This window comes from Microbacterium sp. KR10-403, assembly GCF_040196215.1.
Lineage (GTDB): Bacteria > Actinomycetota > Actinomycetes > Actinomycetales > Microbacteriaceae > Microbacterium.
Window position 1 is genome coordinate 80,013 of record NZ_JBEGDC010000004.1, and the last position, 13,968, is coordinate 93,980.

At 72.1% G+C, this 13,968-nt stretch carries 5 protein-coding genes; all 5 read right to left on the reverse strand.

Going from position 1 to position 13,968, the window contains the following annotated elements; genetic code table 11:
* Positions 1-51: 51 nt before the first annotated feature.
* Entirely contained in the window at positions 52-3,060 is a 3,009-nt protein-coding gene (locus ABMQ42_RS09710; protein WP_349722783.1) for an alpha-mannosidase, read from the reverse strand.
* A gap of 172 nt (positions 3,061-3,232) precedes the next feature.
* On the reverse strand, positions 3,233-6,955 hold the full coding sequence (locus tag ABMQ42_RS09715) for a proline dehydrogenase family protein (protein WP_349722784.1): 3,723 nt from the start codon (positions 6,953-6,955) through the stop codon (positions 3,233-3,235).
* A gap of 141 nt (positions 6,956-7,096) precedes the next feature.
* Positions 7,097-11,071, reverse strand: coding sequence for a type VII secretion protein EccCa (gene eccCa / locus ABMQ42_RS09720; protein WP_349722785.1), 3,975 nt, complete (start codon positions 11,069-11,071; stop codon positions 7,097-7,099).
* Positions 11,068-12,456: an FHA domain-containing protein gene (locus tag ABMQ42_RS09725; RefSeq protein ID WP_349722786.1), complete on the reverse strand. Its 1,389-nt coding sequence runs from the start codon at positions 12,454-12,456 to the stop codon at positions 11,068-11,070. Before ABMQ42_RS09725 ends, eccCa begins: the two co-directional genes overlap by 4 nt.
* Positions 12,456-13,814: a hypothetical protein gene (locus ABMQ42_RS09730; protein WP_349722787.1), complete on the reverse strand. Its 1,359-nt coding sequence runs from the start codon at positions 13,812-13,814 to the stop codon at positions 12,456-12,458. The genes ABMQ42_RS09725 and ABMQ42_RS09730 overlap by 1 nt, the downstream gene beginning before the upstream one ends.
* Positions 13,815-13,968: the final 154 nt, after the last annotated feature.

Consider the following 13,968-nt stretch of genomic DNA (forward strand, 5'->3'; position numbering starts at 1 on the left):
TACGCCGGCATGTGCATGCATGTGCATGCATGTGCATCACGCCCAGCCGCCTCACCCCACCCGCACCCGCAGCGTCGCGATCTCGAACGGGCGCAGCGACAGCTCGATCGCACCGGAGCCCGCCACCGAAGCCCCCGGACGCTCGAGCAGGTCGGCCCGCACGACGTCGCCCGCGGGCACCGTCAGCACCGCCTCGGCCCGCCCGCCGCGCGCCTCGTACACGCGCACGACCAGGTCGCCCGAACGGTCATCTGCCAGCTTGACGGCCGACACGACCACGTCGGGGTTCGACGACGCCACGAGCGCGTCGACGGCGGCGCCCGCCACGACCCGCGCGGGTGAGGCGAAGCGGGATGCCGAAGCCGTGGCAGCCCGCACATCCGAGGCCACGCGCACGCCGACGCGCATCCGCTGCATGCCCTGATCGGTGCGCGGATCGGGGTACCGCGGCGCGCGCAGCAGGGAGAAGCGCGCGACGGCGACGATGCGGCCGTCGTGCTCGACGCGGGTCGCGTCGAAGCCGTGGCTCGAGTCGTTGAGGAACGCGACGCCGTACCCCGGCTCTTCGAGCAGGAACCAGCGCTGGGCGTGCTGCTCGAACCGCGCCGTGTCCCACGACGTGTTCTCGTGGATCGGCCGGCGGTGGTGGCCGAACTGCGTCTCGGCGACCACCTGATCGCAGAAGACGTCGACGGGGAAGGCGAGCTTCAGGAACTTCTCGGTCTCGTGCCAGTCGACGATATTGTCAATGACGAGGGTGCCGCCGTCGTCCGACAGCGTCAGCCGCTGCTCGATCGTCGAGGCGCCGAACGCCGTGCGCACGACGATCGCGTCGCCGTCCAGCGCGACCTCGGCGCCGGCGAGGTCTGCGCCCATGCCGCGGTAGTGCGCGTCGACGTCCCACGCGTCCCACTTGTTCGGAAAGTCCTGGTGCAGCTGCAGCAGGTTGCCGGCCATCCCCGCGGGCACGGCCTCGCGGCCGGTGCGCTTGTCGACCGCCGAGACGAGGTGCCCCGCGGCATCCACCCTCACGCGCACCGCATCGCTGTCGAGCACGAAGTCTCCGTCGACACGGGATGCCGCGACCGCCGCGACCGGCACGCCTGAGCCGACCGCCCCGGCCGGCACGCCGCGCTGGGCAACCGAGGCGGAGTTGACGAGGAGGGGTGCCGGCGTTTCGTCTCGCTTCGCTCGCTCGACGACCGATGGCGTCTGCACCCCCAGCGCACCCAGCGCGTCGTCGATCACACCCTGCAGCGTGACCTCCAGACGCGCATAGCGCTCGCGCGCCTCGCGGTGCACCCAGGCGATGGACGAGCCGGGCAGGATGTCGTGGAACTGCAGCAGCAGAACCTCGCGCCAGGCCTCGTCGAGCGCGTCATAGGGGTATGCGTACCCGGCGCGCACCGCGGCGGTCGCCGCCCACAGCTCGACCTCGCGCAGCAGCCGCTCGCAGGTGCGGTTGCCCTGCTTCATGGCGTGCTGCGTCGTGTATGTGGCCCGGTGCAGCTCGAGGTACAGCTCGCCGCGCCAGACGGGCGGGTCGGGCAGTTCGCTCTTGGCGCGGGCGAAGAAGTCGTCGGGCGTCTCCCACTGCACCCTCGCGCTGCCCTCGAGGTTCGCCAGGCGCGCGGCGCGCGCGATCATCTCGCGGGTCGTGCCGCCGCCGCCGTCGCCCCAGCCGGTCGGCGCCAGCGACGACGACGCCTCGGCCTTCTCGCGGAACTGCCGCGTCGCCCGGGCGACCTCCTCCCCCGACAGTTCGGCGCCGTAGGTGTCCATCGGCGGGAAGTGCGTGAAGATGCGCGATCCGTCGACGCCCTCCCAGCTGAAGGTGTGGTGCGGGAAGGTGTTCTGCTGGTTCCACGACATCTTCTGCGTGAGGAACCACTCGAAGCCCGCACCGGTGAGGATCTGCGGCAGCGCTCCGGAGTAGCCGAAGCTGTCGGGCAGCCATGCGCCGCGGCATTCGAGGCCGAACTCCTCGCGGAAGAACCGCTGCCCGTACGCGATCTGCCGGATGAGCGCCTCACCGCCCGGCAGCACCGCATCGCACTCCACCCACATGCCGCCCACGGGCACGAACCGCCCCTCGGCGACGGCCTGCTTCACGCGTGCGAAGACCTCGGGGCGCTCATCGCGCAGCCAGGCGTACTGCTGCGCGCTCGACATCGCGTAGACGAAATCGGGATGCTCGTCGAGCAGCGTGGTCATCGAGCTCGCCGTGCGCGCGACCTTTCGCACCGTCTCGCGCAGCGGCCACAGCCACGCGGAGTCGATGTGCGCGTGACCCACGGCGGCGATGCGCTGCGCGCTCGCGTCGGCGGGTGCGGCGAGCGCGTCGACCAGCTCGGCGCGGCCGGCCGTCGCGGTGGCGGGGACATCCTGCAGGTCGATGCGGTCGAGCGCCCGGTCGAGCGCCCGCAGGATGCGCGCGCGACGCGTCGAGTCGTCGGGAAGCTGCTGGGCCAGCTGCAGCAGCACCTCGACGTCGTGCACGAGTTCGAACACCTCCGCCTCGAACACGCACACGTCGAGGCGGCGGATGCGGTACAGCAGCTCGTCGCCCGCGGTCGCCCACTCCCCCCGCTCGGTGGGCAGGAACGGGTGGCGCTCGAGCAGCACCGGGTTCGCGGCGCCCTCGATGTAGAACTCGAACTCTTCACCCGGCGCCGCATCGATCGGCACCCACTGCGCCCGCGGGTGGATCGAGCGGATCGGCGTCCCGTCGGCGCGATACGCCAGCCCCTCGCATTGGAAGCCCGGCATGTTTTCGTCGAAGCCGAGGTCGACCACGGCTTCGACCCGGCAGCCGGTGAAGGATGCCGGGACCTCACCGCGCACGCGAAACCAGGTGGTGTCCCACGCGCGACCCCAGGGAGCGCCCACCGGCATCGGCGCGAACGGACCGTCCAGGCCCTCGGCCACCGGAATCGGCTCACCGCCGACGACGTGCGCGGCCAGCTCCAGCGCGTGCGGCCGCGAGTGGATCGCGGGGCGCAGGCGCTCCTCGAGCACCCGGGTGGCGCGACCGATGGTCAGGGACTGCTCTGCGTGCATGGGGGCCTCCTGCACCCACGTTCCCAGAACGCGCCGCCGCGCGCGAGGCACGACGCGGCATCCGCTCTCCCGGCCCTCGCCCGGGGCGAGGGGAATGGCCGAGGCGAGGGCCCCTTCGCAGGATTCGGCACTCGCCCCGGCAGATCCCCTTGCCCGAGGCGAGGGGATCTGGTCAGATGACCTCGGCGCTCCAGTCGTCCGGGTTGCCGAAGCGGTGCGCCGTGATCGCGATGGCCTGCTCGTGCAGGAACGGCAGCAGCTCGAGGCGTCCGGCCGTGGTCACCGCATTGTCGTACACGGCGAGGTCGGGGTCGCCCTTCACCGCTTCGGCGATGCCCCGGTGCACCTCGGCGACCGAGTCAGCAGGTCCCACGAGACGCACGCGCGACGCACGCGGTGCGACGGCACCGGCGGCGGGGCTGGATGCCGCATCCGCCGCGTCCTCTTCGGCGCCGCCGCGGACGCGGTCGAGGAACTGCACGTCCTTCTCGACGAAGACCGGCACGTCCAGCTCCGACAGCGCACGCCGCACCTCCGCCGGCAGTCCGGTCGCCAGCGACAGCGTGAACGGCGCCGCCGCACGGACCCCGGCGATGACCACACGCAGGATCTCCTGCAGGTCCGCGTCGGAGGTCGCGCGCACCGCCACGGGCAGCGAGCGGTAGCGGAAAAGGTTGCGCTCCACACCGAGATGCGAGACGTCCTTGACCTGGCCGAACTCGCGGTCCCAGGCGATGGCGTCCGACAGCGCGGCGCGCCGCAGCCACTCGAAGGCGGGGTAGTCCATCGAGGGCTGCGCGGCCTCGATGATCCGGGTGATGCGCGAGTCGAGTCCGCGCAGGTGCAGCGTCGACGACCCGCCGGTCCCCTCCGAGGCGCGCCACGCGCCCAGGCCGATGAGGTAGTTCGGGCCTCCGGCCTTCGTTCCGGCACCCACCGACGAGCGCTTCCACCCGCCGAACGGCTGGCGCTGCACGATCGCGCCGGTGATCCCGCGGTTGACATAGAGATTGCCCGCCTCGACGCCCTCGAGCCACTCCGCGAGGTCGTCGGGGTTCTGCGTGTACAGCCCCGCGGTCAGCCCGTAGGCGACCCCGTTCTGGATCTCGATCGCCTCGGCGAGGGTCGCCGCGTGGATGATGCCCATCACCGGGCCGAAGAACTCCTCGCGGTGGAACCGCGAGCCCGGCTGCACGCCCTCGCGCACGCCCGGGGTCCAGAATCGTCCGGCGGTCTCGGGTCCGAAGTCGAGGGGCTTGGGTTCGACGACCCAGCTCTCGCCCTCTTCGAGGGTGGTCAGCGCCCACTCGAGCTTGCCCTGCGGCTTCTCGATGACCGGGCCGACCTCGGCCATCGGGTCGGTCGGCGGGCCCACCCGCAGCGAGGTCACCGAGTCGATGACCTGGCGGCGGAACCGCTCGGACTTCGCGACCGGGCCGACGAGGATCGCCAGCGACGCCGCAGAGCACTTCTGCCCCGCGTGCCCGAAGGCGCTCTTGACGAGGTCGGATGCCGCGAGGTCGAGGTCGGCCGACGGCATGACGATCATCGCGTTCTTGCCGCTGGTCTCGGCCAGCAGCGGCAGGTCGGTGCGCCACGAGCGGAAGAGCGCCGCGGTGTCCCACGAGCCGGTGAGGATCACCCGGTCGACGTCGGCGTGCGTGATGAGCTGCTTACCCAGGCCGCCCTCGTCGATGTCGACGAGCGCGAGCAGCTCACGGGGCACGCCCGCCTCCCACAGCGCCTCGCTGATGACGGCCGCGCAGCGGCGGGCCTGCGGCGCGGGCTTGAACACGACGCCCGAGCCGGCGGCGAGCGCCGCGAGCACTCCCCCGGTGGGGATCGCGATGGGGAAGTTCCACGGCGGGGTGACCACGGTGACCTTCGACGGCACGAACACCGCGCCGGCCACGCCGTCGAGCTCGCGTGCGCACGCACCGTAGAAGTTGGCGAAGTCGACGGCCTCGCTGACCTCGATGTCGCCCTCGCTCAGAACCTTGCCCGTCTCGGAGGCGGCGACCTCGATCAGCTCGCCGCGACGCGACTCGAGCACCCGGGCGGCCTCCTGCAGCACTTCGGCGCGCTCGGCCGCGGGCCGGGCGCCCCAGGCGGCCGCGGCATCCTTCACCTTCTCGACGATGCCGTCGAGGACCTCGGGATCCGCCACCCGCGCCGCGTCGATCGTCGCGTCGCCGACGGTGGATGCCGCGACCCGGCCGATGATCTCGCGCGACCACGCGCGGTTCGCCGGCAGTGCCGGATCGGAGTCGGGGGTGTTGCGGAAGCCGGGGGCGCCACTGGCGCGCGTGCCGTTCTCCCGGCGCGCGAAGACCGCGGTCTCGACGTAGCTCTGCCCGCCGAAGGTCTTCTCCTCGGCCTCGGGCTCGAGCGGAACGGTCTCCTGCCCTGCGGTGCGGGCGATGTCCATGACGGCCTCGGTGAGCGCCTCGTCGCCCGACCCCGCACGGCGCGCACGTCGGCTCGACGACAGCTCGGGCACCTCGGCGCGACGGTCCTGCGTGCGGAACGGTCCGGTGTGCAGCGTCGGGTCGGCCGCGCGCTCGACCGAGGCGAGGAACCGCCCGCGCTCGCGCTCGAACAGCGTCCCGTCGGAGTGCAGCTCGAACGCCGCCGAGAGGAAGTTCTCGGTCGAGGCGTTCTCCTCCAGCCGCCGCACCAGGTAGCTGATGGCGACGTCGAACTCGCGCGGGTTGACGACCGGCACGTACAGCAGCACGGCGCCGACCTCGCGCGAGACGGCCTCGACCTGGCCCTGCGCCATGCCCAGCAGCATCTCGAACTCGATGCGGTCGCGCACCCCGCGCTCGCCCGCCAGCAGCCAGGCGTAGGCGATGTCGAAGAGGTTGTGGCCCGCGACGCCGAGCCGCACGGCGGCGCTGCGCTCCGGGGTGAGCGCGGCGTCGAGGATGCGCAGGTAGTTCGCGTCGGAGTCGAGCTTGGTGCGGTACGGCGCCTGCTCCCAGCCGTGCATCACTGCGTCGACGTGCTCCATGGCGAGGTTCGCGCCCTTGACCAGGCGCACCTTGATGCCGGCGCCGCCGTCGGCGACCCGCTGCTGCGCCCAGGCGGTGAGCCGGTCGAGCGCGGGCAGCGCATCGGGCAGGTACGCCTGCAGCACGATGCCCGCCTCGAGGTCGCGCAGTCGTGGATCGGAGAGGATGCGCGTGAACACCTCGATCGTCAGGTCGAGGTCGCGGTACTCCTCCATGTCGAGGTTGATGAACGTGCCGTTCAGCGCGGCCGTCAGATACAGCGGCTGCAGGCGCTCGACGACCTCGTCGACGACCTGGTCGTACGCCCACATCGACAGGTGGCTGACCACGGCCGAGACCTTCACCGAGACGTAGTCGACGTCGTCGCGGCGGATCAGATCGTGGATGCCGTCGAGCCGACGCCGCGCCTCGGTCTCGCCGAGCACGGCCTCGCCGAGCAGGTTGAGGTTGAGCCGGTGGCCGGTGCCGCGGATCTTCTCGATCGCCGGGCCCAGCTTCTCGGGGCGCGCGTCGACGATGAGGTGGCCGACCATGCCGCGCAGCACGCGACGCGCGATCGGCACGACCGGGTACGGGAGGAGCGGGGCGACCGCGCCGCCGAGGCGGACCGCGCCACGAAGATACAGCGGCAGGAACTTCGGCACGAGCGGCGCGACGCGACGGAGATTGGATGCCGCGGCCGACAGCGATTCGGGACGCATCACGCCGTCCACGAACCCGATCGTGAACGGCAGTCCGTTCTCATCCTGGAGGACGCCCGCCAGTTTCTTGGCGGCCGGGTCGACGGCCGCACCGGCCGATTCGTTCACCCAGCGCTGCGCGAGCGCGGTCGCCTTGCGGGCGCGCTCCTGCGTGTCGTCGATCACTCGCTCCCCGTTCATCAGCACGTTCTGCCCGGTCCCTTCCAGAGTGCACCCATCATCACTGATGTTTCCAGGATGCGGCATCCCACCGTTCATGAAAAGCGAACATTGACGACGGATCATCGTCGGCTATGTCGATGGGTTGAGGACTTGCTGGTGCTAGGCGACGGTCGGCGGCGAGTACACCAGCTGCGCCGAGAACGTGCCCGCATTGCGGCTGACCACCTGCGCGCGGCCCGGTGCCGACGGCACGGGCTTGACGCGACCGATGAGCGCGCCCTCTTCGGGGTTGCCGCCGAGCAGGATGCCGGTCACGCCCAGGTCGGTGAACCGCTGGATGATCGGGTCGTACGCGGCACGGCTGGCGCCACCGGTACGGCGGGTGAGGATCACGTGCAGGCCGAGATCGGTCGCCTGGGCGAGCAGCGGCTGCAGCACCGCGAGCGGGTTGCCCTGGCTGGTGGCCACGAGGTCGTAGTCGTCGACGATGATGAACCCCTCGGCGCCCTGCCACCAGCTGCGGTTGCGCAGCTGCTCGGGCGTCACGTCCGGGCCGGGGATGCGGCCGGAGAAGAACTGCGAGAGCTCCTGCATGCCCGAGGTCGCCATGTCGTGCGCGGTGAGGTAGGCGCCCAGGTAGTCCTGCGGCACCTCGCCGAGCAGTGAGCGACGGTAGTCGACGACGAAGATCTTCGCCTGCGCCGGCGTGTACAGGCGCGTGATCTCCTGCACGATGCCGCGCAGGAACGACGATTTGCCGGTGCCGGCATCGCCGTACAGGAACGCGTGCGCCTCGACACGGGGGTCGATGCCGAACGGACGCAGATGCGCCTCGTCGACGCCGAGCAGGAGACTCCCGTAGCCGGGACCCGCCTGAGCGCGGGCGGCTTCGAGAGTGAGCAGCTGCGGCAGCAGCCGCAGCTTGGGTCCGGCCGGGCCGCGCCACGCCTCGTTCATGCGCGAGATCATGGCGTCGACGCCGTCGGCGAGGCTGCTCGGGTTCTGGTCGTCGTCGATGCGCGGCAGCGCGGTGAGCATCTGCAGCTTGGCCCGGCTGAGCCCGCGACCGGGCATGTTGCGCGCGACGTTCTCCGCCTGCTTGCGATCGATCTCCGAGTCGCTCGAGTCACCCAGGCGCAGCTCGAGTCGAGTCTGGATGAGGTCCTTCAGACTCGCGCGGATCTCCATCCAGCGGTTGGCGGTGACCACGATGTGGATGCCGAAGCCGAGGCCGCGACCGGCGATCGTCTGCACCCTCACTTCGAGGGCCTCGTACTCGCTGCGCAGCGTCGGCCATCCGTCGACGATGAGGAACACGTCGCCGTACCCGTCGTCGACGATGCCCTGCGCCCGGCGTTGCCGGTAGGTGTCGATCGAGTCGATGCCCTGGTCACGGAAGTACTTCTCCCGGGCATCCAGGATGCCCTCGACCTCGGCCACGGCGCGGCGGACGGACTCCTGGTCGGTGCGTGTGGCCACTCCCGCGATGTGCGGGTGCTTCTGCATGCCCGAGAACGCGCCGCCGCCGAAGTCGAGCACGTAGAACTGCGCCTCGCGCGGCGTCGTGGTCAGCGCGAGCGCCGACACGAGCGTGCGCGCGAGGGTGGACTTTCCGCTGAGCGGTGCGCCCACGATCGCGACGTGGCCGGCTGCGCCGCCCAGCGACACGGTGAGCTGCTCGCGACGCTGCTCGAGCGGCACGTCGACGATCCCGAGCGGAACGGTGAGGGCCCCGGCATCCCGCCACCCTCGCGAGACGAGACCGAGGTCGGGGTCCACGGCGAGATCGGGCATGAGCTGGCCGAGGGTGGCCGGTTCGTGCAGCGGCGGCAGCCACACCTGGTGCGCCTCGGGTCCACGCCCGACCATGCGGTCGACGGCGAGTTCGAACGTCGATCGCTTCTCCTGCTCGACCGGCGCGGCCGTGACGACGGGTGCGGAGGTCTCGTCGTCGTTGTCGAGGGCTCGGGATGCCGCGGTGAACACCTCGATCTCGGCGGCACCGGCATACACGTCGCCGCCCGATGTCGCCGCTGCCGAACGGCGCCCCTTCGGCGGGCCCGAGACGTACGCGGCGCGGAACTGGATGAGTTCTTCGGTGCCCGATTTGAGGTAGCCGACGCCGGGCTGCTGCGGCAGCGTGTAGGCGTCGGGCACGCCCAGGACGGTGCGCGACTCGGCGGCCGAGAAGGTGCGCAGACCGACGCGGTACGACAGGTAGGTGTCGAGCCCCTTGAGCTTGCCCTCCTCGAGTCGCTGCGAAGCCAGCAGCAGGTGCACCGCCAGCGAACGGCCCACGCGGCCGATGTTGATGAAGCTGTCGACGAACTCGGGCTTTGCGGCCAGCAGCTCGGAGAACTCGTCGGCCACGATCACCAGGGCCGGCAGCGGCTCGAGGTCGGTGCGGCCGTTGCGGCGCGCCTTCTCGTAGTCGGTGACGTTCGCGAAGTTGCCCGCGGCGCGCAGCAGCTCCTGCCGGCGCACGACCTCGCCCTGCAGGGCGTCTTGGAAGCGGTCGACCAGGGCCAGCTCGCTGCCGAGGTTCGTGATGACGGCCGAGACATGCGGCATCCCCGCCATTCCGGCGAACGTCGCACCACCCTTGAAGTCGACGAGCACGAAGTTCAGCTGCTCGGGCGAGTGGGTCAGGGCGAGCGCGAGCACCAGGGTGCGCAGCACCTCGGACTTGCCCGAGCCTGTGGCGCCGATGAGCACGCCGTGCGGGCCCATGCCCTGCTGCGCCGCCTCCTTCAGGTCGAGGATCAGCGGGGCGCCCGAGGTGTCCTGGCCGATCGGCACGCGCAGCCGGTCACGCTCCAGGCGCGGGGCCCAGGCGCGGTCGAGGTCGAGGTCGCGCACATCGGGCAGGCCGAGCAGATCGACGAGCTCGCGCTGGCCGACGCTCTTCTCGGCGGCGCCGGCACCGCCGGCTGCGACCGGCACCGGTCGCAGCGACATGAGCCGGCGGGCCGTGGCCTCCGCCTCCACGATCGTCGCGGCATCCGGCGTGAACAGCTCCGTGGATGCCATCACATCGAGGATCTCGGCCTGGCCTGCGGGGTCGGCACTCAGCGCGAGGCGCACGGTCGACGGGTCTTCGAGCTCACCCCAGCGCGTGGGCAGGTCGATGACGGTGACCCCCTGCACTCCCTCGCGCCCGACGAGCGGGTCGCCCATCGGCAGGGAGACCCCGTCGGAGACGAGGATCACATGCGGCGAGGACGCCACGTCGCCCCGCTGGAAGCGGCCACGCTCGGCCAGGCCCGCCGGCAGCATGTCTTTGAGTGCGTCGAGCGAGGTGCCGATCATGCGGGCGGCACCCAGTCGGTCGCGTGCACGCTGCGAGTGCGCGTGCGGCAGCCACTTCGCCCATTCCCACTCGGGCGTCTGCGCTTCATCGCACAGCACGGCGATGACGACGTCCTCCGGATCATGCAGCGCGGCGACGCCCACGAGCATCGAACGTGCCAGAGCCCGCACCCGCGCGTCGTCGGGGCCGGTGATCTCCACGCGCGCGTAGTCGGCAAGATCTATCGCGCACGGCAGCTCGTGCTGGGTCTCATGTGTGAGCATCAGACGGTGCGCCGCCGACGCGGCCACCGGATCGAGCTGGGCGAGCGGCGGCAGCTCGGGCGCGGTGAGCTCCAATGACAGCGGCTGGTCGTTGACGCCGACCCGCACACGCAAGAACTGCTCGTCGCTCGAGCGCCGCTCCCATACGCGCGTGCGCTCCTCGACGAGGAACGGCAGTGTCGAGGGTGCGGGGTTCTCCCAGTTGTCGTGGCGACGCTGCTGACGGGCCGCGACCCGCACGCTGTCGCGCAGCTGGCCGAGGTAGGCGAGGTATTCGCGGCGGTTGCCCAGCACCTGCGCGTTGTGCTGCGAGCGCTGCCGCCAGCCGTTGACGGCCACGAAGCCGAGCGACGAGAGCAGGAACATGCCGCCGGTGAGGAACCCGGTGGGGCCCGAGTTCGTCACGGTGATCATGACGATGGCGCCGAGGCTGCCGACCATCGGCAGCAGTGAAGTGAGGATGCCGGAGCCGCCCTCGCTGGGGACCAGCTCGGGTGGCGGCTGCACGACGATCCGCTCCTCGGGCTTGCGGGGCGGCGCCAGGCGCGTTCGGGTGCTCATGCGTCGTCTCCGGCCAGTCTCGTCATGGTCAGCGCGCGGTCGCCGATGCGCACGCGCGTGCCGTCCTCGACGAGCGCGCGCTGCTGGGCGACGAGGCGCTTGGCGGCGCCGTCCTCGGTGATCAGGTCAGAACCGTTCGTCGACCCGAGGTCGGTGACCCAGGCGTCGTCGACACCGATCTCGAGCCGCGCATGCGTGCTGGAGACGGTGCGTTGCGGATCGTCGACCGTGATCACGAGGTCGCCTTCCTCCAGCGGGCTGGGGTGCCGGCCGAGCACGACGGCGCAGGGCACAGGAGCTTCCAGGCGCTGACCGGTGTCGAAGGCGAACAGCACCGTCTGCGTCCCCCGGCTCGAGGGCTGCGCACCCGAGCGGCGCGGGCCCGGCGTCGACGACATCACCGGCACGTCGCCGGTCGCCACCCGTCGTGCGCGGCGCGATCCGGGCGCCGGCGGTGCGACGTCGGGAGGGGCGGATGCCGCGGCCGGCGTGGCTGCCGCGGCAGGCGGGGCGGATGCCGCGGCCGGCGTCGGAGCGACCGGTGGGGCCGCTGGTGCCACCGCCTGTCGTGGCGGGACCACCGGCGTCGCGGATGGCGCGACGGCACGTGCGGGCGTCGGCGGCGCCGCGGGCGCCGGCACGGCGGTGGAACGGCGCGGACCCGGCGCGCCGAGGGGTGCCGGAGGCGCCGGCGCCGCGAGGGGCGCTCCCGCGGGCACTCGTGAACCGGGCACATCCGTGATGAGGCCGGTCGCACGGCGAGCCGCCGCGGCCAGGCCCGCACCCGCGGCCGGGCGGGCGATCAGTGGCTCGGCAGGGGCCGCCGATGGCAGGGCCTGCTGGGCCGTTCGAGCCCGCACCGCCGCCTGCTCGCGGGCGGCCATGCGAGGCACCTCGACCACCACGGTGCCCGCGGCACGGTCGGCCCACGAGCGTCGCCAGCCGCTGCGATCGGCCACACCGGTGAGTTCGAGCAGCCAGGCGCCGACCGCGAACACCGCCAGCCCGACGCCGGTGAACACGCCGCGCACCAGGGCGCGCCCGCCACCGGGAGAGTACGGCTTGTCGACGCGAGCCGTACGCAGCCGCATGACGGCGTTGCCGAGACCCAGCCCGGCGCGCGCCTGCAAGATCCAGAGGGCGAGTGCGGCTTCCGCCGCAGCAACTGCGGCGAACATGATCGAGCGGGTGGCCAGCAGCACGACGCAGGTCACGATCGCCACCGCGGCGATGTCGAGGGTCAGCGCCGCCATGCGCGCGGCGACGCCTGCCGGTCGCACCTGCGCGGCACCGCACTGCGGGCACACCGCTGCCCCCGTATGGACCTCGGCGCCGCAGACTGCGCATGCCGAAGCGCTGGCCGGGCCGGTGCTGCGCGCAGTCATCAGGCCATCATCCCACGGAGCAGGTCGATGAACCCGGCGGCGAGCAGGCCTGCGGGCAGCGCCAGCGCCACCGTCAGGGACTCGAGCATGTCACCCACGCGCGACCAGCGCAGCGAGCGGGCGCCTCGGCCGACGGGAACGGTGACCGCGGCGATCACGACGCCGCCGACCAGCAGCACCACCGCGCCGGCGAGGACGAGCTCGGCACCGACACCGCCGAGGGCCGCGGCGACCAGAGAGAGCACCACCACGGCCGCGGCGGCCCGCGGCATCCACCGCACCATCGGGTCGAGCGCACGACGGCTCTGCAGCGCCAGCGCGATCGTGCCGCACGCGGCCAGAGCGATCTGCCCGGCGAACACCACGGGGTCACCCGCCAGCGGGACGAGCGCGAAGGGCGCCGAGGCGGCCGCCGTCAGACAGGTGATGATCGCACCGACGCGCCACCGTGCCGCCGACTGCGCGACCATCGTGCGGGCCTGCGCCGCGCGCACGGCGTGGGCCGGCTCGGGTTCGCGTTCGCGCACGCTCCACCGCAGGGTCTGGAAGCGCACGAAGTCGATGAACATGCCCGGGGCGGCGTTCAGCGCCGTGGAGGGCAGCAGGCGCAGTACGAGCGGGGTGAGCCCGAGCGCCACGGCGCAGGCGGCCGAGGCCGGCATGCTCAGCAGCAGGATGATCGTCCATAACACGGCGAGGCCCGCGCCGAGCACCGCCACCGTGGCGTAGGCGGCCGCGACGACTCGCCCCGCCGCGACCAGTGCGAGCACGCCCGAGAGCACGGCGACCGCGGTGGCTGCACAGATCACCGCGACGTGCACACTCCCCCACGCCAGTGACGGCGCGACCAGCAGCCCGGCCGCCAGCACGAGGACGGGCGAGGCGAAGAACCCGCCCGACAGTTCGACGTCGTCTCCGGGTGTGCGGCGTGCCCAGACCACTCCGCCGACGACGGCACCGATCGCGGCGACGGCGCCCAGCGCGGCCGTCAGAGGCGTCGACGCACGCGTGGTCAGTGGCGTGAGCGCGACGAGCAGAACCGCGAAGACGGCGAGGACCGCGGGAATGTGCTCGTGAGGGGTGGATGCCGCGGCCGCCCGTGCGCGCTGCCGTCGCGGCGTCGTCGTGGCAGAGGGATCGACGACGGTCAGCACGGTGCCGTCCTCGCAATCACCGAGAGGTCGTGCGAGATCGAGCGCAGAACCGGCGCGATCGTGCAGCGTGACCGCAGACGGGTCGATACCGAGATGCCGCAGTACGGCGCCGAGAGCAGAGTCGGCGGACGCTGCGACGTCGTGTCGCACCGGACCGTCGCAGATCACAACGCGTCGCCGCTGTGCTGTCTCGACCGAATCCACTCGTCCATCCTCGCATCACCCTGATCGGCGGACTCCTCTGCCGATCCGCACACCGGTGGGGCGCCGTCGTGCGCGACGACGCCCCACCAGTGTGGCTCAGCCGCGGCCGCCTGCTCCGGCTCTGCCGCCGAGCGCGGCCCGCGCTCTTCATCGT

What these genes read in the sequence shown, in the direction of transcription:
- ABMQ42_RS09725 (WP_349722786.1), bottom strand. Translation starts at nt 12,456, where the DNA reads ATGACTGCGCGCAGCACCGGCCCGGCCAGCGCTTCGGCATGCGCAGTC.
- ABMQ42_RS09710 (WP_349722783.1), bottom strand. Translation starts at nt 3,060, where the DNA reads ATGCACGCAGAGCAGTCCCTGACCATCGGTCGCGCCACCCGGGTGCTC.
- ABMQ42_RS09715 (WP_349722784.1), bottom strand. Translation starts at nt 6,955, where the DNA reads ATGAACGGGGAGCGAGTGATCGACGACACGCAGGAGCGCGCCCGCAAG.
- eccCa (WP_349722785.1), bottom strand. Translation starts at nt 11,071, where the DNA reads ATGAGCACCCGAACGCGCCTGGCGCCGCCCCGCAAGCCCGAGGAGCGG.